Here is a 20666-nt window from a genome sequence, read left to right as displayed (position 1 = left end):
GTGCGGACCGCCCCTCATTCCCCGCGCTTCAATAGGGCGGGTGGTCGAGGCCCTTGGGGCTCTTCGTGAAGATCTCGCAGCCGGTTTCGGTGATGCCGATCGAATGCTCGAACTGGGCCGAGAGCGAACGGTCGCGGGTGACCGCCGTCCAGCCGTCGTCGAGCAGCTTCACGTCGGCGCGGCCGATATTGATCATCGGCTCGACCGTGAAGAACATGCCGGGGCGCAGCTCAGGGCCGGTGCCGGGGCGGCCGACATGGACGACCTCGGGCGCGTCGTGGAAGACCTGGCCAAGGCCATGGCCGCAGAAATCGCGGACGACGCCGTAGCGATGCTTCTCGGCATGGCGCTGGATCGCGTGGCTGATGTCGCCGAGATGATTGCCGGGCTTGGCCTGCTCGAGGCCGAGCATCAGGCACTCATAGGTCACGTCGACCAGGCGGCGCGCCTTGATCCCGACATCGCCGACCAGGAACATGCGGCTGGTGTCGCCGTGCCAGCCGTCCAGCATCGGCGTCACGTCGATATTGACGATGTCGCCGTCCTTGAGCGCCTTCTCGCTGGGGATGCCGTGGCAGACGACATGGTTGCTCGAGATGCAGCAGCTGTGCGTGTAGCCGCGATAGCCGAGCGTGGCGGGGACGCCGCCGGCGGCGATCGTCATCTGGCGGACGATGTCGTCCAGCTCGGCGGTGGTGACGCCGGGCACGACATGCGGGACGAGCGCATCGAGGATCTCGGCGCCGAGGCGGCCGGCGCGGCGCATGCCCTCGAAGCCCGCCGGGCCATGGAGCTTGATCGCGCCATCGCGGGCCTGCGGCATGTCGGCAGTAACGGTCACATATTCGGTCATCGGGGCCATATAGGCCGATCGGCCGGGTTTTTCGAGAGGCAGAAACGCTAGGCGCGGGCACCGCATGCGGCTATGCCGGTGCCATGGGAGAGCGCATCTGGACGGCTGGGCTGGTGGTGATCGGCGACGAGATTCTCTCGGGCCGCACGCAGGACAAGAACATTGCCCAGATCGCGACCTGGCTGAACGTGCAGGGCATCCGCCTGGCTGAGGTGCGGGTGGTGCCGGACGTGCAGGAACGCATCGTCGAGGCCGTGAACGCGCTCCGCGAGCGCTACGATTATTGTTTCACCACCGGCGGCATCGGGCCGACGCATGACGACATCACTGTCGATGCCATTGCCGTAGCCCTGGGCGTCGGCGTGGTGATCCATCCCGAGGCGCGCGCGGTGCTGGAGCGCTATTACGAGACGCGCGGCGGCATCACCGATGCGCGGCTGCGCATGGCGCGGGTGCCCGAGGGCGCCGAGCTGATCCCCAATCGCATGTCCGGTGCGCCGGGCATCCGGGTGGGCAACCTCTTCATCCTGGCCGGCGTGCCGCATATCACCGCGGGTATGCTCGACGCGCTGACCGGCACGCTGGAGGGCGGGCGCCCGGTGCTGTCGCGGACGATCGGATCCTGGGCGGCGGAGAGCGAGATCGCCGACATGCTGGCCGCTACCGAACGCGCGCATGAAGGCGTGTCGATCGGCAGCTATCCCTTTTTCCGCGACGGCAGGATCGGCGCGAACTTCGTGGTGCGGGCGACCGAGCAGGGGGTGCTCGATGCCTGTGCGGAAGACCTGATCGCGGGGCTGGCCGCCAAGGGGCTGGAGGCAGTCGACGGCGGCATCTGAGGGGGACGGGCATATGGGCGAAGGCAAGCGACCATTCGGCTTCTGGACGGCGGCGGCGCTCGTCGTCGGCGGGATGATCGGATCGGGGATCTTCGTGCTGCCCGCCCAGCTCGCCCCGTTCGGCTGGACCGGGGTTGCGGCCTGGGTCTGCGCGATCGCCGCTGCCGCATTGCTCGCTACCGTGCTCGCCGCGCTGGCCAGGGCGATGCCCGAGGAACCCGGCGCGGTGGCGATCTGCGCGCGCGCGCTGGGGCCGCTGCCTGGCGTGCTCGTCGGCTGGGCCTATTGGGTGGGCGTGTGGTGCGCCAATGCGGTGATCGCGCTCACCGCCATACGCTATCTCGGCGTATTCTGGCCGGCGATGACCGCGACCGCGCTGTCGAGCGCGCTCTGGGCGGTGGCGCTGATCTGGCTGCTTACCGCGCTGAACCTGCAGGGCGCCAGGGCGGCGGGCAACTTCCAGCTGGTGACGACCGCGCTCAAGCTGCTGCCCCTCCTCGCCGTCGTGGCGATCCTTGCCGGGCTGGCGCTGTCCGGCGGCAGGCAGTTCGGCACGGAGGCGCATGCGCCCTTCGCGGCGGGCCAGCTGACGCCCGCAATTACCCTGGCATTCTTCGCGCTGGTCGGTTTCGAGGGGGCGAGTGTCGCCGCCGAGCGGGTGCGCGATCCGGCGCGCAACGTGGTGCGCGCGACCCTGGCCGGGCTGGCGCTGACGGCACTGCTCTACCTTGTCATCTGCTCGGGCATCATCTTCGCCATGCCGGTGGCGGCGGTGGCCGAAGCCCAGGCGCCGATAGCGCTGTTCGTCGCGCATTATGGCGGTGCCGCCGCGGGCTATGCGGTGGCGGGGTTCGCGGCGGTGGCGGCGATCGGCTGCCTGAACGGCTGGGTGCTGCTGCAGGGAGAAGTGCCGCTGGGAATGAGCCGGGCGGGACTGCTGCCGCGCTGGGTGGCCGTGACCAACAAGCGCGACGTGCCGGTGGGCGTGCTGCTGGCGGCGAGCACGCTGGCCTCGCTGCTGGTGCTGAGCAATGCCACCCGCTCCACCGGTGGCCTGCTCGACTTCATGCTGCGGCTGACCACCGCGGCGACGCTGTGGCTCTATGTCGGGGGCTGCCTGGCGGCGATCCGGCTGGATGTGGCGCGGCCGGTGGCGGTGCTGGGGCTCGGCTTCGCGCTGTGGGTGCTGTGGGGATCCGGGCTGGAGGCGGTGCTGCTCAGCATCGGACTGATGCTGACGGCGGTGCCGCTCTATTTCCTCGCGTTGCGGCGGGGATCAGCCGAACAGCCGGCCTAGCAGGCTGCGATCGCGCAGGATTTCGTGCGCGGCATTGTGCCCCGGCGCGCCGGTGACGCCGCCGCCGGGATGGGTGCCGGCGCCGCACATGTAGAGGCCGCTGATAGGCCCGCGATAATCGCCATGCCCCAGCACCGGCCGCGCGGCCCAGAGCTGATCGAGCGACATGTGCCCGTGCATGATGTCCCCGCCGATCAGGCCAAACTTGCGTTCGAGATCGAGCGGGGAGTGGAGCTGGCGCGCGATCACCGATGCCTTGAAGTTCGGAGCATGCGCGGTGACCGTGTCGATGATCCGGTCGGCGGCTTCTTCCCGGCGCGCGTCCCAGTCGAGGCCGGGGGCGAATTGCTGGCAGAACAGCGCCGCGACATGGCAGCCCGGCGGGGCAAGGCTGTCGTCCACCGTGCTTGGGATCGTCATCTCGACGATGGGTTCGTCGGACATGCCGTTGGCCTTCGCGCTGGTATAGGCGCGGTCCATGTAATCGAGCGTCGGGCAGATCATGATGCCGGCCGTGTGATGCTCCCCGGTGCCGGGAAGCACGGTGAAGTCGGGCAGCTCGGAGAGCGCGACGTTCATCCGGAAGGTGCCCGAGCCGGTCTTGTAGTGGTCGATGCGGCGAGCGAAGTCGGCGGGCATGTCGGCGCGGTCGACGAGCTGGCGATAGAGCAGGGCCGGGCCGACATTCGCGGCGACCACCCCGGACGCGATCTCTTCGCCGCTCTCCAGCCGGACGCCGGCGACCTTTCTCCCATCCACCAGCAGCTTCGCGACCGGCGCTTCCACGCTGATCTCGACCCCGGCCTCGGCGCACGCCTCCGCCATCAGCTGGGTGATCGCGCCCATGCCGCCGACCGAATGGCCCCAGGCGCCCTTCTTGCCGTTCACTTCGCCGAAGACGTGGTGGAGCAGCACATAGGCGCTGCCCGGCGTGTCGGGGCTGGCATAGTTGCCGACCACCGCGTCGAAGCCGAACGCAGCCTTGATATAGTCGTTCTCGAACCAGCTATCGAGGAAGTCGCGCGCCGACTTGACGAACAGGTCCATCGTGTCGCGCTGGGCCTCCAGCGACATGCCGGCGAGCTTGCGGCCCTGCGCGGCGGCGGCGAGCAGGGCGCGGATGCCGCCGCCGGCATTGGGCGGAGTCTTGAGCGCCATGTCGCGCAGCACTTCGGCGACGCGCTCCAGCGCTTCCTCGTAGCGCGGAAAGGCCTCGGCATCCTTCGCGGAAAAGCGGGCGAATTCGGCGCGGGTGCGCTCAAAGCCGCCGCCCAGCTTCAGATAGCCGCCGTCATGCGGCAGGAAGTTGGAGATCTGTCGCTCGACCACGCGCCAGCCCCGGGCGTGGAGCTTCATGTCCGCGATCACCTTGGGGCGAAGCAGGCTGACCGTGTAGCTGGCGGTGGAATTGCGGAAGCCTGGGTGGAATTCCTCGGTCACCGCCGCGCCGCCGACGATGTGGCGCCGCTCGAGCACCCGGACCTTGAGGCCGGCGCGGGCGAGGTAGAAGGCGCAGACCAGACCGTTATGGCCGCCGCCGATGATGAGCGCGTCGTATCTGCTGGTCATGCCGGCCTATCCCCTTCCGGACGCAGTAGACGGCGAAAGCGGACACGCCGCAAGCCGGCTATCCTCGCTTTCTCCTTGGCTTCTGCACAACGGCGCAGGCGATCCGTGCCATGATGCGGGCAGGATGGATTGTGGAAGGCAGGCAGATGACGGGATCGCGGGAATTGGCCGGTGCCGGCCCCTGGAATGGCTGGCGGATCGCCCGCTGGAGCGTGGCGGTGGCGCTGCTGCTGACGCCGCTGGTGATGATGCAGATCAGCGACGAATGGCATTGGGAAGCGGGCAGCTTCGTGATGGCGGGTATCATGATCGGCGGGGTCGGGCTGCTCTACGAACTGGCCGAGCGGGCGAGCGCGAGCCGGGCCTATCGCGCCGGTGCCGCCGTCGCGCTGATTGCGTCGTTCCTGAGCGTGTGGGCGGTGTTTGTCCGCGATGACGGGACGGGGATCGGCTATTTCCTGGTGGTGATGGCGGCAGGCGTGGGCGCCTTTGCCGCCTGGTTCCGCCCGGCCGGCATGGCGCGGGCGATGCTGGGCGTGGCGGTGATGCAGGCGCTGCTCGGGCTGGCGATCTCGACTGCGCCCGACACCGCGCGCGTGGCGGACGGGCCGTTCAAGGCGATGGTGTTCGGCGGGGTGTTCGCGGCGCTTTGGCTGATCTCGGCGCTGTTCTTCCACGCTGCGGCGAAGGGGGCGAGCCGGTCCACGGGATAAATGTACGCTGAAACCCGCCCGGACGAACGGGTCATCTATATTTCAAAGTTTGCAAGTCACCCATTTTGGCGAAACCCCGGGCAATTGGTTACCCAAAATTAGCCCTTCGGCCCCTAGCCGAATTGCCAATGGTGCAATCTCTTTCTTCCGATCAGAGCCGTGCGGTGGCCGCCTGGGCGGCGATCTCGCGCTCGCAGGCGATCATCGAATTCGACCTGCGGGGCAATATCCTGTGGGCCAACGACCGGTTCCTTGCGACCCTGGGCTATACGCTGCCGGAGATCGCCGGGCGGCACCACCGGATCTTCTGCGCGCCCGATATCCTCGGCTCGCAGGCCTATGCCGATTTCTGGGCCAAGCTCGGCAACGGCCATTATGATTCCGGCGTCTATCCGCGGCTCGCCAAGGATGGCAGCGCGGTGTGGCTGCAGGCGACCTACAACCCCATTCTCGACGCGCGCGGATGGCCCGAACGGATCGTGAAGTTCGCGATGGACATCACCGACCAGGTGGCGCTGCGCGATGCGCTGGGCGAGCAGAAACAGGCGCTCGAGGAGACGATGGGGCAGCTGGCCGAGATCGTCGGATCGATCAGCGACATTGCCTCGCAGACCAACATGCTGGCGCTGAACGCGACGATCGAGGCGGCGCGTGCCGGCGATGCCGGGCGCGGCTTCGCGGTAGTGGCGGGCGAAGTGAAGAAGCTGGCGGGGGATACCAGGCTGGCGACCGAGCGGGCGACGCGGATGATGGCAGCGCGCGCGCTGGCTGCCTAGGGGCGGAAGTCTGAGCATTCTTGCTCCCCTCCCTGCAAGGGAGGGGTTGGGGGTGGGTTGCGCCTCCGGTCTTCCGGAGGCGCCCGGCGAGACGGCCTGCGGAAACAGAAAAGGCCGGGCATCGAGCCCGACCTTTTCTAACCCACCCCTAGCCCCTCCCTTGCAGGGAGGGGAATTGAGTATCGCCCTCTCTAGGTCGCCCGCGGCCGCCGCGACCACCCGGCAGGCGGTGGCCGATGCAGCCGCGCTTCGGGGATCAGGCCGCGGATCTTCCGCGCGAAGCTGCGCAAACACACCTCGCTGTCGCCGATCGGGCCGACCGTGTAGCTTTTCGAGGCCATGCCCGTCTGGACGTTGGTGATCAGCCAGGTGTCCTCGGCGTTGACCATGCGATTGATCCGCCAGTTGGCGTAGCGGACCAGCTTCATCTCGCGGCTGTCGTCGGGCAGGGCGAAGGCCATCTCGCGCAGCACGCAGCTGGTGGGGCCGGTGGGGAGCCACTGCATGAAGTCGATCTGGTCGGCATAGAGGTCGAACGCCTGGTTGGGCCAGAGCTTGTAGTAGAGCCATAGCCGCTGGTGGCTGTCGGGCAGGTGCGGGGCGTGCGGCAGGCGCTCCTGATAGAAGCGCTCCCAGAAGTTCGAACGCGGACTGTCCGCCAGATAGCCGGACATGCGATCGACCCAGGGCATCGCCTCGATCCGATAGCTCTTGCCGAACAACCGGGTGAGGCCGGGATGGGCTACGGGGATGTGGAGCCCGTCCGAATAATTGTCGCCGACATTCTTCCAGTTGACCGCGCGGTCGCGCAGGCGGACCGGGCTGATCGTGCGCATCTCCTCGAAGCGATAGGGTGCGATCTCGGCATCATAGGGCGCCATCATCTCGGCGACCGAGGGCCCGCCGCGATCCTCCAGCCGGACAAAGACGAAGCCGCGCCAGATCTCGACATCGACCGGGGCGAGGCCGTGCTGTGAGGGATCGAGGGTGGAATAGTCGGCGCGCGAGGGGACGCCGCTAAGGCGGCCGTCGGTCTCATAGGTCCAGGCATGATAGGGGCAGACCAGCTTCCTGGCGCAGCCGCTCGGGCCCTCGACCAGCCGCATCGCGCGGTGGCGGCAGACATTGGTGAAGGCGCGGACCGCGCCGTCCTGGCCGCGGATCGCGATGACGCTCTCGCCGAGATAATCGAGCGTGTGGAAGTCGCCCGGGCCGGCGATATCGCTTTCATGGCAGACGATCTGCCAGGACGGGCGGAGCACCGCGTCGAGCTCGACGGCGTAATATTCCGGATCGGTGTAGAGCCAGCCGGGCAGGCTCAGATGATCGTCCGGATCGGCTCCCACCGACGCGAAGCTGTGCGCCACCTTCGGTCTCCCATCACTTCGTAAGGCCCTTGAGCAGGAGCTTGTAGTACACGATCGAGGGCGCGATTTCACTGAGCGGGGTGCGCTCGTTGAGGCCGTGCGCGAAACTGTCCGACCCCTTCATGAAGATCGGGCTGACGCCGTAGCTCGGCACGCCCTTGGCGCGGAACCACATCGAATCGCTGGCGCCGGCCGACATGGCGGGGACGATCGGCACGCCGGGGAAGCGGGCATGGATGCCCTCCGCCACCAGCTTCATCAGGTCCGGGCGCAGCGGCGAGGCCGGGCTGGCGATGCTGCCGCTGTCGAGCGTCTTCAATTTGAGCTCGGGATCGCCGACCACCTTGGCGAGCGTCGCGGCGACGGCCTCGACCGAGGTGCCGGGGAAGATGCGGCAATTGATGTTGGCGGTGGCGCGTTGGGGCAGGGCGTTGGTGGCGTGGCCGGCATTGACCATCGTCGCGACGCAGGTAGTGCCGGTCTGGCCGATCAGGCCGGGCTCGGAGCGCAAGGTGGCGAGTGCCTTGGGGTCCTGCTGGTTGGCAAGGAAGGCGCGCATCGCACGGGCCATCTCGGGATCGGCGGTCTTGGCGCCCTGGACGAAGCCGGCGCGGGTGATGTCGTTGATCTCGCCGGGGAACTGGTAGGCCTCGATCTTCGCCAGCGCATGGGCGAGCGAATAGATCGCGTTGCTGGCGCCGGGCGCGCTCGAATGGCCGCCGGGATTGGTGAAGGTCAGCTCGTAATCGGCATAGGTCTTCTCGGCGCCCTGCAGCCCGAAGATCTCCGGCTTGCCATTCTCGTCGAGCCCGCCGCCGCCGCCATCGACGTTCAGCAGCAGCTCGGCGTCATGGTACTGCTCGGCCATGGCGGCGGTGGTCTTCATGCTGGTCTCCTCGTCGCCCGAGGCGAGGAGGATGATGTCGCGGGACGGCTTATAGCCTTCGCGCTTGAGCTGGATCAGCGTGGCGACGACCGTGGACAGGTCGTACTTCATGTCGGTGGCGCCGCGACCGAAGATATAGCCGTTCTCCACGATCGGCTTGAACGGATCGCGGGTCCAGTCCTCGGGCTTGGCCTCGACCACGTCCATATGGCCCGAGATGTAGATCGGCTTGGCGGTCTTGCCGGTGCCCGGATAGCGGGCGGCGAGCCACGCGGTGTCGCCCAGCTTCTCGATACGGATATCGGCTGGATCGAAGCCGCCGGCGACCAGCTGCTCCTTGAGATAGGCGGCGTATTCGGGCGTCTGGTTGCCCGGGCCGGCGACAGTGCGGAAGGCGATGCCGCGCTTGAGCAGCTCGAGCGCCTGGGCTTCCGCCTGGGGGTTCTGCTGCGCATGGGCGTGCCCGGTGAACGCCATCGCGACCAGCGCCGCACCTGCCAGAACCCGCTTCATTCGTATCTCCTTGCTGTGCGGGCAGGCTAGCGGGCGTGAGGTCAGGGGGGAAGCCGTCATCCCGACGAAAGTCGGGATGACGGTGGTGGCGCAGCATGATGGGAGCTACACCGCGACCTTCTGGGCGATGCGGCCCTCCTCGCCGAAGATGCGCAAATAGCGGGCGATCTCGGCCGGATCGCCGGTGGCCTTGGACGGGTTGTCCGAGAGCTTGACGGCGGGGCGGCCATTGGCGCTGGTCACCTTGGCGACGAGCGAGATCGGCTCGAGGGCGTGACCGCCCGCCGGATCGCAACCGCGGAAGTCGTTGGTCAGGTTTGTGCCCCAGCCGAAGCTCATCCGGACGCGACCGTGGAAGTGGCGATAGGTCGCCTCGATGCTGTCGACGTCCATGCCGTCGGAGAAGATCAGCAGCTTGGTGCGTGGATCGCGGCCGCGCGCCTGCCACCAGGCGATGATCTGCTCACCGCCTTCGATCGGGGGCATGGAATCGGGGCGGAAGCCGGTCCAGTCGGCGACCCAGTCCGGAGCATTGCGCAGGAAGGCAGTGGTACCGAAGGCATCGGGCAGGGCGACCAGCAGGTTGCCGTCATAATGCGCCTGCCATTCCTCGAGCACACGATAGGGTGCGGCTGCGATCGCTTCGTCGGTTTCGGACAGGGCGGCGAGGACCATGGGCAGCTCGTGCGCGTTGGTGCCGATAGCCTCCAGGTCATTGTCCATCGCGAGCAGCACGTTTGAGCTGCCGATGAAGCGGTTGCCCAGGCCTTCCTTCAAGGCCTCGACGCACCAGCGCTGCCACAGGAAGCCGTGGCGGCGGCGCGTGCCGAAGTCCGAGATGACGAGATCGGGGAGCTGGCGTAACCGCTCGACCTTGTCCCACATCTTGGCCTTGGCGCGGGCATAGAGCACGTCGAGCTCGAACCGTCCCTTGCCCTTCAGGGCGGCGCGCGAGCGTAGCTCGTTGACGATGGCCAGCGCAGGAATCTCCCACATCATCGTGTGGGTCCAGGGGCCAACGAAATGCAGCTCGAACTGGCCGTCGACCTTGTGCAGGTCATATTCCGGCAGCTGGAACTCCGCGAGCCAGGCGATGAAATCCGGCGCGAACATGCGCTGTTTGCCATAGAAGCTGTTGCCGGCGAGCCAGATCAACTCCTTCTTCGAGAAGCGCAGCGTGCGGGCATGATCGAGCTGGGCGCGGAGCTCGGCCTCGTCGATCACCTCGGCAAGGCGGACGCTTTTGCTGCGGTTGATCAGCGAGAAGGTTGCTTGCACGTCCGGATGAAGGTGGCGGATCATCTGCAGCATCAGCAGCTTGTAGAAATCGGTATCGAGCAGGCTGCGGACGATCGGATCGAGGCGCCAGCCATGGTTGTAGACGCGGGTGGCGATGTCGGTGACGGGCAAGGCTTCCTCCGGGTTCGGCCGGTGACGATAGACGGGGCAGTGCGGCTCAGCGAGGGGCTTCGCCGGGCGGGTGGTAGCGATAGAGCTCGGCGGGGCGGAACGAGGCACCGGTCTCACGCTCGCCGGTTGCCGCCAGCCAGCCGCGATCGAGCATGCGGCGGCGGAAGGCGGGCTTGTTGAGGCGCGTGTCGAGAATCGCCTCGTACACGTCCTGCAGCGCGCGCAGGGTGAAGCGCTCGGGAAGCAGCGCGAAGGCGATGCCCGAATAGTCGAGCTTGCCGCGCAGCCGCAGCATCGCGACGCCGAGCATCGCGCCATGATCGAAGGCGAGGGTGAGTATCTCGCCCTCGGCAAGCCGGGCCTCGACCAGGCCGCCGGCCGGGACGGTCAGTCTGGCAAGGGCGAGTTCGGGCGCGGCCCGGAGTGCGGCGGCGAAGACAGTGGCGGGGATCAGCGCGAAATAGGCGACGCTGATGATCCGCATGCGCGGATCCCGGTCCACCGCGCCGAAGGTGTAGAGCTGCTCCACATACGCATCGGCCATGTGCGCCTTTTCGGCGAGGATACGGTGGGCGGCCGCGTCCAGGCTCTCGCCGATGCCGACGAACCCGCCGGGAAGTGCCCAGTCACCCTGGAAGGGATGCTGGTCGCGCCGGGTGAGCAACACCGCGGGTGCACCCTCGACCACGCTCATCAGGATCAGGTCAACCGCCACCGACGGACGCTCGAACGCGGCCGGGTCATAGCTTTCGAGGAAGGTCGCTTCGTCCATCGGTGGGGCCTTATATTCACTGTGCGCTTTACTTATGTGCGAATCGGATATATGTCAAATCCGGAAAGTGAGATGGATCATGCCGAACTTCGTGATCGTGGTGGACATGCAGCGGGACTTCGTGGCGGCGGACGGTGCCTTGCCGGTGCCGGGCGCTGAGGAGATCGTCGCGCCGATGCAGGCCTGGCTGGCCGGGCTGCATCCCGGGGACACCGCCGGCGTGCTGTTCACCTTCGATACGCATGTACCCGAGGTCTATGCGGTATCCGAGGAAGCGAAGCAGTTCCCGCCGCATTGCGTGCAGGGGACGCCGGGCTGGGAACTGATGGTGGATCCCGGCGCGGTGGGTCCCGCGATCCCGGTGCTGCGGCTGGAGAAGGGCGTGTTCGACATGTGGGCCGAGCCGGGCCTTGCGGTGGAGCGGATCGGCGGCGGGGAGGCTGCGGACCGCGACGGCTTCTTCGCCGGGCTGATCGGTGCGGGGATCGAGGAGGTGACGGTGATCGGCGTCGCGGCGGACTATTGCGTGCGCTGGGCCGTGGAAGGGCTGATCGCGCGGGGCTTCCGGGTGACCGTACCCATCGGGCTGACGCGCGGTATCGCCCGGCCGATCTCCCAGGTCGCCGCCGAGGAATGGCCGGGCGCGGCGGTGGCGATCGAGGAGGTGGCGTGATGCGTGCCGACCGCGTCCCCTCTTTATGGGAGTGGCTGTTGCTCTGGGTTTGCCTGAAGCTGCTGTTCCGCAAGCGCCGGCCGCCGCTGCATCACCTCAAGCTGCGGCACTGAGCGGAGCCGCTTGACAGAATCGGCAAAAGCGGGGATTTCGGCGGGCCCGAGCGGGTATGGTGAAATGGCATCACAGGAGCTTCCCAAGCTTCTAGCGCGGGTTCGATTCCCGCTACCCGCTCCAACTTCCCCACGCTTCAGTCGATCACCCGGCCTTCGCCGATGAAGCGGCCTTCCCACAAATAGAAATGGCCCGCTTCGCGCAGCGCGCGGACCGCGGCGTCGCCCGAGAGGAAGACGAAGCCCAGTTCGCGGGTCTCGCCGGGATGCAGCGGCGCATCGCGGAGCAGCGGCAGCGCGTCCCAGCCGACCAGTGGCTTGGTCGTCTCGGTCATCACCGGGCAGGTCCAGCCCGGCTGCGCCGGGCTCTCAAGGCCGCCTTCGGCCGTTTCGTACATGCGCACTTCCGCCGTCAGCTGGGGCGGCGCGACGCGCTGGAATTCGGCTCGGGACATAGGGGCTCCAATCTTCGACCCGCCGGTTGGCCCACCCGGGCGATCGGCGCAAGCTCGGCCTTCCCACGGGCTAATAACTCTGACTATTGTGCAGGTCATGCTTCGCTGGCTCACCACGCTCGCCCTTTTCCTTGCCACCCCCGCGCTCGCGCAGGCGCCGCATCTGGAGGGGGGGCGGCTGATCGTGGACGGCAAGCCGTGCCTGATCCGCGGGGGCGAGCTGGGGAACAGCTCCGCGACCGATCGCGCCTGGCTCAAGCCGCATTGGCAGCGGTTGAAGGCGCTGCACCTCAACACCGTACTGGCGCCGGTAACCTGGGAAGCGATCGAGCCGGAGGAGGGGAAGTTCGACTTTTCCAGCCTCGACTGGCTGGTCGAGGATGCCCGTGCCAACGACATGCGGCTGGTGCTGCTGTGGTTCGGTACCTGGAAGAACAGCATGTCGACCTACGTGCCCGCCTGGGTGAAGCGCGACGGCAAGCGCTTCCTGCGCTCGACCGGCAAGGACGGGCAGCCGCAGGATATCCTCTCGGCGTTCGGCAAGGCGACGCTCGACAGCGACGCGCGGGCATTCGCGGCGGTGATGAAGCATCTGAAGGCGATCGACGGCGACCGCCATACGGTGCTGATGGTGCAGGTGGAGAACGAGATCGGCTTCCTGCCGAGCGCGCGCGAGCATGGCCCGCTCGCCGATGCCGCCTTCGCGAAATGGAGGGGCAGCGAGGAAGGCTTCACCGCGCACCATTATGCCCGCTTCGCCAATGTCGTCGCCGAGGCGGGGAAGCGCGAATACAGGCTGCCGATGTACGTCAACGGCGCGCAGGGACGGCCGGGCAAGCTGCCGGGCGAATATCCCAGCGGCGGGCCGCTGGCGCATCTGATGCGCGAATGGAAGGACGCCGCGCCGGCGATCGACATGCTCTCACCCGACATCTATTTCCCGAACTTCGCCGGGATCGCCGACGGCTATGTCGTGCCGGGCAATGTGTTGTTCGTGCCCGAAGCGAACCAGGCGGGCGACCTGCGCGCACCGGCCAATGCGATGCGGGTGATCGGCAAGCACAAGGCGATCGGGTTCAGCCCCTTCGCGATCGAGCAGATCGGCGACAAGGACCGGCTGGGCGGCTTCTATGCGATGCTCGAGCAGCTGACGCCGGCGTTGTTCGCGGCAAAGGCGCAGGACGGCTTCTCGCCGGTAGTGAGCTTCGAAGGCGTGGTCGACAGCAGCCCGCAGGTGGCGAGCATGGGCGGCTACCGGATCACCGCGAACTTCGTCGATCCCTGGACGCCCAAGGACAAGCAGGAGCCCGGTGAGCATGGCGCGATCCTGCTCTGGCTGGGCGGCGAGGATTATCTGGTCGCCGGCAGTGGGGTGACCTTCACCTTCGAGCCGCGGGTCGGACTGGACCTGGTCGAGGAAGGCGGGTTCGAGGATGGCAAATGGGTGGCCGGGCGCCGGCTCAATGGTGACGAGACGCACCAGGGGCGGCATGTCCGCCTGCCGCCGGGGCAGTATGGCATCCAGAAGGTGCGGCTGTATCGGTATTGAGTGGGCCGCTCTTCCCGCTTTTTCGTCATCCCCGCGAAGGCGGGGATCCAGAGTGGCGGAGCGATGACCTGTTTGGCTCTGGATCCCTGCCTGCGCGGGGATGACGCTTAAAGAGGGATCAGGTTGAGCCATTTCGTATCCCGGGCGTTACGACCGGGATGGAAAGACTCTGGTTCATTACCAACCCCGGCTCGGGATCGACCACCAAGGCCAAGTGCGATGCGCTTGAGGCTGTGTTCGAGGAACGCGGGCTGACGCTGGTCGGCCGCACCGAATTCCCGGCGGAGGAGCTGCCCAAGGGAGCGTCGCTTACGCGGAAGAAGGTGGACACCGTCGTGCTGTTCGCCGGTGACGGGACGATCAACACGACGCTTTGCGCACTGGAGAAATGGAAGGGCAGCTTCCTGATCCTGCCGGGCGGGACGATGAACCTGCTCGCCAAGTCGCTGCATGACACGCTCGATCCCAAGACGATCATCGAGGCGGCGCATGACGAGACGACACGGGTGGCGCTGCCCTATATCGAGGCGGGCGAGCATCGCGGATTTGTCGGACTGATACTGGGGCCTGCGACCGCGTGGTTCCGGGCGCGCGAGGCGGCGCGCAAGGGCGCCATCAAGAAGCTGTTCCAGGCCGCGCATATCGCGTGGAACCGCACCTTCGGCGGCAGCGGCATCCGCATCGGCGGGGTGCCGGCGCTCAGGGACAAATATCAGGCGGTGTTCGTCCGGCCCGAGGGCAAGGAGCTGCATGTGGCAGCGGTGGACGCGCGCGACTGGGGTTCGATCGTCCAGCTCGGCTGGGAATGGCTGACCGGCGACTGGGTGGCCGCACACGCGGTGAGCGAGAGCCTGACCGATGAACTGCGCACCACGGGCAAGAAGCCGGTGCTCGCGCTGTTCGACGGCGAACCGGTGTCGCTGGCGCCGGGTACGGCGGTCACCGCGGGGATGAGCCGCGAGGTGTTCATCGCGACGCGGGCGGCGCTGGGGTGACGCGGCTTTTCCACGTCAGCGACGTCCATTTCGGCTGCGAGGATCGCGCCGCCATCGACTGGTTCGGCGCGCGTGTGCGGGAAGAACAGCCCGATGCGGTGATCATGACCGGCGACCTGACGATGCATGCGCGCGCGAAGGAGTTCACGGCGGCGGCGGCGTGGCTGCAGGGGCTTGGGCGGCCGGTGACCGTGGAAGTGGGCAATCACGACCTGCCCTGGTTCAACCTCTGGGCGCGGTTCGTGACGCCCTACAAGCGCTACCGGGCGCTGGAGGCGATGATCGAGCGGCCGCTCGACCGCCGGGGCGTGGCCGTGGTGCCGCTCAAGACCACGGCGCGCTTCCAGTGGCGGCTCAACTGGGCGAAGGGCTATGTGAGCACGCGGGCGCTGCAGGAATCGCTGGCGAAGGTTGAGGCGGTGCCGGCGGGCGACCTGGTATTCGTCGCTTGCCATCATCCGCTGGTGGAAGGCGGCACCCGGATGACCAGCGAGACGCGGCGCGGGCCCGAGGCGCTTGCGGCGCTGGCCCGGGCAGGTGCGCATGCGGTGCTGACCGGGCATGTCCATGACCCGTTCGATGTCGAGCATCAGGTCGAGGGGCGGACCGTGCGGCTGATCGGAGCGGGGACGCTGTCCGAGCGGGTGCGCGCCAGGCCGCCCTCGTTCAACGAGATCACGGTGGAGGGTGCGAGCTTCTCCACCCGGGCGCGGTTCATGGGAGAGGGAAGCGTCCCCCTCTAGTCACCGCTTCGAGATATCCTGCCCGAACACCAGCAGGTTCCCGTCCGGGGCCACCACCATCAGCTCGCGCTGGCCGTACATCTGGTCGATCGGGCCATAGATATCGCCGTCGTTGAGCAGTGGCGCCTTGGGGGCGAGCTCCTCGGCGATGGCATCGACATCCTCGACGTCGATATAATAGCAGAAGGGGCGGTTGCCCGGAGGCGCGCCGTCGTCGCCCATATTCTCGAGAATGCGGAAGGCCGCCTGCTCGCGCCGGACATAGGCATAGTTGGGCGTCCGGAAATAGAGTTCGAAGCCCAGCACGTCCGTGAAGAACCACAGCGCCTTCTCGAAGTCCGGCACATGCATGAACGGCGTAATGCGATAAAGATTGGCCATCACTCGCCTCCCCGAAAGGCGCGCCCCATTACCTGGGCGCAACGATAGCGCAATCCGGATACGCAGTTAAGCGCGCAGGAACCGTATGCGGTAGATCGAATGCTCCCATTTGCACGTCATCCAGGCTCAAGGCCGGGGTGACGGCGGGAATGAGGTCCGCTTAGGTTCGAAACAGGCTCAGCGGCGCGCGCCCGCCGGTGCTCCAGGTCGACCAGTTGGGGAAGACATAGGGCATGTCCGCGTCGCTGACGCCATGCCAGCGGGCGATCGCGCCGATATATTCCTCCTGCGAGACGGCGGGGACGAAGCGGCCCTCGCTGCTGACGTCGGTCGCACCGCCGAGCACCGGATCCGGATAGGCGCCGAAGATCCCGCCGGGGGCGACGTTGCCCCCGACCACCAGGTGGTTGCCGCCCCAGGCATGGTCGGTGCCGTTCTGGGCATTGCCGCGATAGGTGCGGCCGAAGTCGCTCATCGTGAACGCCGTGACGTTCTCGGCCATGCCGATCGACTGCATCGCGCGGTGGAAACCGGCGAGCGCCATGGCGAGGTCGCCCAGCAGGTTGGCGTGGGTGCCGGTGTCGTTGGTGCCGCCATTCACCTGGCCGGAATGATTGTCGTACCCGCCCTGGCTGACGAAGAAGGTCTGGCGGCCATGGCCGAGCGAGCCGCGCGCATCGATCATCCGGGCGACGCGCATCAGCTGACGGGCGACGTCGCTGGTCAGCGCGGCGCCGGTGGTCGGGTTGACGAAATAGCCGTCGAGCGAACTGGTCGCCGAGATGATGGTGTTGGCGGTGGTCGCCTGGGCATAGCTGCCGTTTACGTCGCGCGCGGTGGCTTCGGACAGGTCGCCCAGGCCGGTGGCCGAGGAGAAGGTGCCGAGCGCGTTGTTCTTGGCGGTGTTTGCGGCGTTCGACGCGGTGGAGTAGCCCGAGCGCGACAGCGTGCCGGTGGAGGGCAGGACGAGCGCCGAGCTGGTCTTGCCAATCACCGCGAGCTGCGAGCCCGCGATCGATATCATCGAGGGGACGCTGCTCGCGCCCATCTTGTCGGTGAGGCGCCCCATGAAGCCGTCGGTGGCGAAGTCCCGAGCGCGCAGGCCCTGCCAGTGCGCCTGCTCGTCGGAATGGCTGAGCAGGTTGGTTGGGCGGAGATCGGCCCGCGATTGGTAGGTCGCCTTGGTCAGCGGCGCGTAGAGGGTGCCGGCGTTGAGCACCAGGCCCAGGCTGCCCTCGTCCCAGATCGGGCGGAGCGCGGCCATCGCCGGATGCAGCGCATAGGCAGTGCCGGTGAGCGCGGTGAGGCGGCTGGCGGCGATGCCGACGCTGCCGCGCGCGGCGAGATAGGCAGCGTGCCGGGCATCGGTGGGGATCACCATGTTCCAGCTGTCATTGCCGCCGAACAGGAACACGCCGACCATCGCGCGGTAGCTGCCGTTCGGGGCAGCCATGGCGGTGGTGCGGCCGAGCTGGCCGATTGCGGCGAGTGCGCCGGCACCGGCGGTGACCTTCATGAAGTCGCGTCGGGAAAACGTCATCGGTCCGGCTCCTCAGCGATCGACCAGGAACATCGGGCTCGAGGCCGCGACGTAGAGCATCATCTGGGCGCGGCGGCGCGCCTGGATGGCGACATCGGTATTGGTGATGGGGGTGGCGGCCGCCTTGAGCGCATCCTTCTGCGCCTGGCTGAGCGTGTTCGCGAACATCGTCAGGTCGATCCGCGCCACCATCGCATCGAGGTCGACGCCATACGCTTCCCAGCTCGTCCAGAGCGGCTGGGTGAGCGAGGACATGGGCAGTCCCGAATCCAGCGCGTACTCGCTGCGGCTGGCATCGCCCGAGACGGTCCAGTCATAGACGAAATTGTGCCAGCGCAGCACGTTCGAGGTGTTGAGCAGCTTCGAGGCCGGGCTCTTCAGCGTGGCCGAGCCGGGCAGCGGGAAATCGTCCGGATAGAAATTGAACACCGAAGGCGCGCGGAACACCGGCTGGCCGAGGCTGGTATCGCGCGTGGTGAAGACATAGCCATCGGTCGCGAAGCCGATCGCGCGGGCGAGCGCGGTCATCAGCAGCACCGGCTCCTTGAGCTTGCCGCCGGTCGCGGTGGGCGCCGAGCGGGCCTCGCTGTCGAGCAGGATCGCGCGGACCACGGCCTTCATGTCTCCGCGCACGCCCCTGCCATTATCGGCGAACACCTGCGCGACGCGGCCGATATAGGCCGGGCTGGGATTGGCGGTGACGAGGTGGATGATCATGTGACGCGCGACGAAGGGCGCGGTCGACGGATTGTTGAACGCGGCATCGACCACCGCGGCGACGCTGGCGTCCTGGGCGGCGCCCGCGGCGACGCTGGTGCCGAGGAAGCTCTTCTGGGTGGTGTCGTAGCGTGCCGCCACCTGGATCATCGGCTTGGAATAGTCGCGGGCATTGCCATCGGTGATCGCCGCGCCGCCGACCCGGGCATAGGTCCAGCCGGTAAGCGCCTTGGCGACGCCCTTGATGTCGTCGGTCGTATAGTTGGGGATGGCGCCGCCGGCGCTGTCGCGCTTCAGGCTGCCGTCCATGTTGAGCGCGTCCGGGCCCATCGAGAAGAGCTGGAGCAGCTCGCGGGCGTAATTCTCCGAGGGGCCGGACTTGTTGCTGTCCGCCATGTCGAGATAATCGCCCATATATCCGCTCATCGTCACCTGGGCGAGGATGTCGCGGTAATTGCCGAAGGCGTTGGCGAGGAAGATCTGGTTGAAGGTCGCGATGCCGGCGGTGGAGTTCACCTCCGCTTCCGAAGCGACGATCATCTGGCCGAGCGCGAAGGCGGTGCGCTGGCGCAGCTGGTCCGATCCGGCAACGGCATTGGCGAAGAAGCGCATCGCCACCGGCGTGCGGCTGAAATGCGCGCGGTTGCACACCGTATCGGTGCTCACGCAGAAATCGCGGCGGACCTCGGTGGTGAGATCGGCATAGCTGCTCGACGAGGCGGCAAGCTGCTCGTCGACCCAGGCGGTGGCGCCGAGCGACTTGATGCGGGCGACCAGGTCGGTGGTCGGGCCGAAGCTCGCCTGCCGCGCGAGGCGGGCGGCATCGCCATCGGTGAACACCACCGGTGCCGGCGTGGGGCTGGGCGTGGTGACCACGCCGCCGGCGCTGCCGCTCGACGACGAACCACCCCCGCCGCCGCCATCGCAGCCGCCGAGCACAAGCAGACCAAGCGCCGCGCCAAGCACGGCCGTCCTGTGATTTTGGAACACCCCGAATTTCCCCCGAGGCCGCGGAACCGCCGCAACCTGCACTTCCATGAATAATTTAGAGGAAGAATCCGAACAACCTGCAGAAATACCTAAGGAAATCTTCATCGCGATTGCGCCGTGCGCAAACGTCGCAGCCCAGGCCGCTAGTTGCGCTGCCGCAACGGCGTGCATGGCGGCGAAGCGAGGCTGGGGCGCGATGGACCGCGAAGGCGATTGACTCCCGTGCAATTCTGTCTCATATTTCTGTTATGACAGAAATTACGGACAGCGCTGTTCAGTTGCCGATCGCGGTGCAGCAGTTCGTGCTGCACTGGGGCGAGATGGGCGGGCAATGGGGCGTCAACCGCTCGGTCGCCCAGATCCATGCGCTGCTCTACCTCTCCGACCGGCCGCTCAACGCCGAGGAGATCAGCGACACGCTGCGCATCGCGCGGAGCAACACGTCGAACAGCCTGAAGGAACTGCTGGGCTGGAAGCTGATCCGCCGCGTGCCGGTGATGGGCGACCGGCGCGATCATTACGAGGCCGAGGTTGACCTGATGCAGATGCTCACGCGCATTGCCCAGGGCCGCAAGGAGCGCGAGATCGATCCGGCGGTGGCGGCGCTGCGCGTCTGCACCGAGGAAGCGAGACGCGATGCGGCGATCTCCGACACGGCGCGTAGCCGGATCGTGGCGATGCAGGACTTCGTCGTGACGATCGACGATTGGTACCAGCAGATGATGAGCGTGCCGCCGGGACGGCTGATGACGCTGATCCGGCTGGGCAAGAAGATTCTGGCATTCCTGCCCAAGGGCAAGAGCGAGTAGGCGAAAGGAGCGGTCCCATGGGAGCGGCATTCGGATATGCGCCGGGTTCGCTGGCCCGTTACGCCGATTGGCACCGTGTCGCGGCGCCGCGTTGGGACGATGCCGAGAGCCCGTTCGCGCGGCTGCTCGGCGAGCGCTGGCTGTTCCTGCCGCCGGCGACGCGCCGCCGCTTCCTGCGCAAGATCAAGGCCGGCGCCTGTGTCTCCTATCTGGGCGAAGTCGCCGAATGCCGGATGAGCCGGGTGGGGTGGCTGCTGGCGCAGCTTTCCCGCGCGATCGGCGCACCGCTGCCGCTGGGCACGGACGTCGGCGTATCGGCCAGCGTCAGCGTGACGGCGGATGGCGACGGCCAAGGGCAATACTGGACGCGGCAATATGGCCGTGCACAGGGTTTTCCACAGGTTATCCACAGCGCCAAGCGCTTCGCCGGGCCGACGGGAATCGAGGAATATCTGGGGCTTGGCGTGGGGATAGCGCTGCGGCTGGAGGAGGATGGCGGGGCGCTGTTGTTCGTCAGCGACCATTATTTCCTGAAGCTCGGCAGGCTGCGGGTGAAGCTGCCCAACTGGGCAATGCCGGGCAAGCTGACGGTGGGGCATATCGACATCGGCGATGGCCGCTTCGTGTTCAGCCTCGACCTGGTGCACCCGCTGCTCGGCGAGCTGGTCCACCAGCTCTGCGTGTTCGCGGATCCGGCGGAGTGAGG

20 protein-coding genes and 1 tRNA gene are annotated in these 20666 nt (G+C 67.3%); 11 read left to right on the top strand and 10 right to left on the bottom strand.

Features of this window, described 5'->3' with window-relative positions:
* Positions 1–28: 28 nt before the first annotated feature.
* Positions 29–853 (bottom strand): type I methionyl aminopeptidase, encoded by an 825-nt coding sequence (gene map / locus O3305_RS10935; RefSeq protein WP_269572599.1) that lies wholly within the window; start codon positions 851–853, stop codon positions 29–31.
* 83 nt (positions 854–936) lie between these two features.
* On the opposite strand from map, the gene O3305_RS10930 reads away from it, so the two are divergent.
* Together O3305_RS10930 and O3305_RS10925 are read left to right on the top strand one after the other, a co-directional pair.
* Positions 937–1692, top strand: coding sequence for a competence/damage-inducible protein A (locus tag O3305_RS10930; protein ID WP_269572598.1), 756 nt, complete (start codon positions 937–939; stop codon positions 1690–1692).
* Positions 1693–1705: 13 nt separating this feature from the next.
* Complete coding sequence (locus O3305_RS10925; RefSeq protein ID WP_269576423.1) at positions 1706–2989, top strand: APC family permease; 1284 nt, start codon at positions 1706–1708, stop codon at positions 2987–2989.
* Here O3305_RS10925 and O3305_RS10920 read toward each other — a convergent pair.
* Positions 2969–4558: a phytoene desaturase family protein gene (locus O3305_RS10920; protein ID WP_269576422.1), complete on the bottom strand. Its 1590-nt coding sequence runs from the start codon at positions 4556–4558 to the stop codon at positions 2969–2971. The two genes, O3305_RS10925 and O3305_RS10920, sit on opposite strands and share 21 nt — an antisense overlap.
* Before the next feature lie 146 nt (positions 4559–4704).
* On the opposite strand from O3305_RS10920, the gene O3305_RS10915 reads away from it, so the two are divergent.
* A complete protein-coding gene (locus O3305_RS10915; protein WP_269576421.1) occupies positions 4705–5271 on the top strand; it encodes a hypothetical protein in 567 nt (188 codons plus the stop codon).
* 128 nt (positions 5272–5399) lie between these two features.
* Positions 5400–6047 (top strand): methyl-accepting chemotaxis protein, encoded by a 648-nt coding sequence (locus tag O3305_RS10910; RefSeq protein ID WP_269576420.1) that lies wholly within the window; start codon positions 5400–5402, stop codon positions 6045–6047.
* A 191-nt stretch (positions 6048–6238) separates the two neighbouring features.
* Here the strand turns inward: O3305_RS10910 and O3305_RS10905 are convergent, their stop codons facing one another.
* The 4 genes from O3305_RS10905 to O3305_RS10890 form a co-directional block, all read right to left on the bottom strand.
* Positions 6239–7414: an aromatic ring-hydroxylating oxygenase subunit alpha gene (locus tag O3305_RS10905; RefSeq protein ID WP_269576419.1), complete on the bottom strand. Its 1176-nt coding sequence runs from the start codon at positions 7412–7414 to the stop codon at positions 6239–6241.
* 13 nt (positions 7415–7427) lie between these two features.
* Positions 7428–8813 (bottom strand): M20/M25/M40 family metallo-hydrolase, encoded by a 1386-nt coding sequence (locus tag O3305_RS10900; RefSeq protein ID WP_269576418.1) that lies wholly within the window; start codon positions 8811–8813, stop codon positions 7428–7430.
* A 105-nt stretch (positions 8814–8918) separates the two neighbouring features.
* Positions 8919–10223, bottom strand: coding sequence for a nicotinate phosphoribosyltransferase (pncB, locus tag O3305_RS10895; RefSeq protein WP_269576417.1), 1305 nt, complete (start codon positions 10221–10223; stop codon positions 8919–8921).
* Between the two features lie 46 nt (positions 10224–10269).
* On the bottom strand, positions 10270–10995 hold the full coding sequence (locus tag O3305_RS10890) for an NUDIX hydrolase (RefSeq protein WP_269576416.1): 726 nt from the start codon (positions 10993–10995) through the stop codon (positions 10270–10272).
* A gap of 79 nt (positions 10996–11074) precedes the next feature.
* Between O3305_RS10890 and O3305_RS10885 the strand changes: the two genes are divergently transcribed.
* Both O3305_RS10885 and O3305_RS10880 read left to right on the top strand, forming a co-directional pair.
* Complete coding sequence (locus O3305_RS10885; RefSeq protein WP_269576415.1) at positions 11075–11668, top strand: cysteine hydrolase family protein; 594 nt, start codon at positions 11075–11077, stop codon at positions 11666–11668.
* Positions 11669–11831: 163 nt separating this feature from the next.
* Positions 11832–11905 (top strand) — tRNA-Gly (locus O3305_RS10880).
* 13 nt (positions 11906–11918) lie between these two features.
* On the opposite strand, the gene O3305_RS10875 is transcribed toward O3305_RS10880, so the two are convergent.
* Positions 11919–12236, bottom strand: a complete 318-nt coding sequence (locus O3305_RS10875; RefSeq protein WP_269576414.1) for a hypothetical protein — start codon at positions 12234–12236, stop codon at positions 11919–11921.
* A gap of 97 nt (positions 12237–12333) precedes the next feature.
* On the opposite strand from O3305_RS10875, the gene O3305_RS10870 reads away from it, so the two are divergent.
* From O3305_RS10870 to O3305_RS10860, 3 genes are all read left to right on the top strand, one after another.
* Positions 12334–13785 carry a DUF5597 domain-containing protein gene (locus tag O3305_RS10870; protein ID WP_269576413.1) on the top strand — a complete coding sequence of 484 codons (1452 nt, stop codon included), beginning with the start codon at positions 12334–12336 and terminating at the stop codon, positions 13783–13785.
* 158 nt (positions 13786–13943) lie between these two features.
* Entirely contained in the window at positions 13944–14780 is an 837-nt protein-coding gene (locus O3305_RS10865; RefSeq protein WP_269576412.1) for a diacylglycerol/lipid kinase family protein, read from the top strand.
* The gene (locus O3305_RS10860) at positions 14777–15523 is read left to right on the top strand and encodes a metallophosphoesterase family protein (protein ID WP_269576411.1); all 747 of its coding nucleotides are present in this window, start codon (positions 14777–14779) and stop codon (positions 15521–15523) included. Before O3305_RS10865 ends, O3305_RS10860 begins: the two co-directional genes overlap by 4 nt.
* On the opposite strand, the gene O3305_RS10855 is transcribed toward O3305_RS10860, so the two are convergent.
* The 3 genes from O3305_RS10855 to O3305_RS10845 form a co-directional block, all read right to left on the bottom strand.
* Positions 15524–15904 (bottom strand): bleomycin resistance protein, encoded by a 381-nt coding sequence (locus tag O3305_RS10855; protein WP_269576410.1) that lies wholly within the window; start codon positions 15902–15904, stop codon positions 15524–15526.
* A 160-nt stretch (positions 15905–16064) separates the two neighbouring features.
* Complete coding sequence (locus O3305_RS10850; RefSeq protein WP_269576409.1) at positions 16065–17444, bottom strand: DUF1501 domain-containing protein; 1380 nt, start codon at positions 17442–17444, stop codon at positions 16065–16067.
* Between the two features lie 12 nt (positions 17445–17456).
* Entirely contained in the window at positions 17457–19151 is a 1695-nt protein-coding gene (locus O3305_RS10845) for a DUF1800 domain-containing protein (RefSeq protein ID WP_269576408.1), read from the bottom strand.
* A gap of 248 nt (positions 19152–19399) precedes the next feature.
* Here O3305_RS10845 and O3305_RS10840 point away from each other — a divergent pair, with 248 nt between their 5' ends.
* Both O3305_RS10840 and O3305_RS10835 read left to right on the top strand, forming a co-directional pair.
* Positions 19400–19960 (top strand): GbsR/MarR family transcriptional regulator, encoded by a 561-nt coding sequence (locus O3305_RS10840; RefSeq protein WP_269576407.1) that lies wholly within the window; start codon positions 19400–19402, stop codon positions 19958–19960.
* Between the two features lie 17 nt (positions 19961–19977).
* Positions 19978–20664 (top strand): DUF4166 domain-containing protein, encoded by a 687-nt coding sequence (locus O3305_RS10835; RefSeq protein ID WP_269576406.1) that lies wholly within the window; start codon positions 19978–19980, stop codon positions 20662–20664.
* The last annotated feature ends 2 nt before the right edge of the window (positions 20665–20666 follow it).

Origin of the sequence: Sphingomonas sp. NIBR02145 (assembly GCF_027359115.1) — a bacterium.
Lineage (GTDB): Bacteria > Pseudomonadota > Alphaproteobacteria > Sphingomonadales > Sphingomonadaceae > Sphingomonas > Sphingomonas kyeonggiensis_A.
Note: the sequence above shows the minus strand (reverse complement) of the source record. Positions and strands in the feature narration are given on the sequence as shown.

Coding starts and splice junctions, on each gene's coding strand:
- map (WP_269572599.1), bottom strand. CDS start 853: ATGACCGAATATGTGACCGTTACTGCCGACATGCCGCAGGCCCGCGAT.
- O3305_RS10930 (WP_269572598.1), top strand. CDS start 937: ATGGGAGAGCGCATCTGGACGGCTGGGCTGGTGGTGATCGGCGACGAG.
- O3305_RS10925 (WP_269576423.1), top strand. CDS start 1,706: ATGGGCGAAGGCAAGCGACCATTCGGCTTCTGGACGGCGGCGGCGCTC.
- O3305_RS10920 (WP_269576422.1), bottom strand. CDS start 4,558: ATGACCAGCAGATACGACGCGCTCATCATCGGCGGCGGCCATAACGGT.
- O3305_RS10915 (WP_269576421.1), top strand. CDS start 4,705: ATGACGGGATCGCGGGAATTGGCCGGTGCCGGCCCCTGGAATGGCTGG.
- O3305_RS10910 (WP_269576420.1), top strand. CDS start 5,400: ATGGTGCAATCTCTTTCTTCCGATCAGAGCCGTGCGGTGGCCGCCTGG.
- O3305_RS10900 (WP_269576418.1), bottom strand. CDS start 8,813: ATGAAGCGGGTTCTGGCAGGTGCGGCGCTGGTCGCGATGGCGTTCACC.
- O3305_RS10890 (WP_269576416.1), bottom strand. CDS start 10,995: ATGGACGAAGCGACCTTCCTCGAAAGCTATGACCCGGCCGCGTTCGAG.
- O3305_RS10885 (WP_269576415.1), top strand. CDS start 11,075: ATGCCGAACTTCGTGATCGTGGTGGACATGCAGCGGGACTTCGTGGCG.
- O3305_RS10875 (WP_269576414.1), bottom strand. CDS start 12,236: ATGTCCCGAGCCGAATTCCAGCGCGTCGCGCCGCCCCAGCTGACGGCG.
- O3305_RS10870 (WP_269576413.1), top strand. CDS start 12,334: ATGCTTCGCTGGCTCACCACGCTCGCCCTTTTCCTTGCCACCCCCGCG.
- O3305_RS10865 (WP_269576412.1), top strand. CDS start 13,944: ATGGAAAGACTCTGGTTCATTACCAACCCCGGCTCGGGATCGACCACC.
- O3305_RS10855 (WP_269576410.1), bottom strand. CDS start 15,904: ATGGCCAATCTTTATCGCATTACGCCGTTCATGCATGTGCCGGACTTC.
- O3305_RS10850 (WP_269576409.1), bottom strand. CDS start 17,444: ATGACGTTTTCCCGACGCGACTTCATGAAGGTCACCGCCGGTGCCGGC.
- O3305_RS10840 (WP_269576407.1), top strand. CDS start 19,400: ATGACAGAAATTACGGACAGCGCTGTTCAGTTGCCGATCGCGGTGCAG.
- O3305_RS10835 (WP_269576406.1), top strand. CDS start 19,978: ATGGGAGCGGCATTCGGATATGCGCCGGGTTCGCTGGCCCGTTACGCC.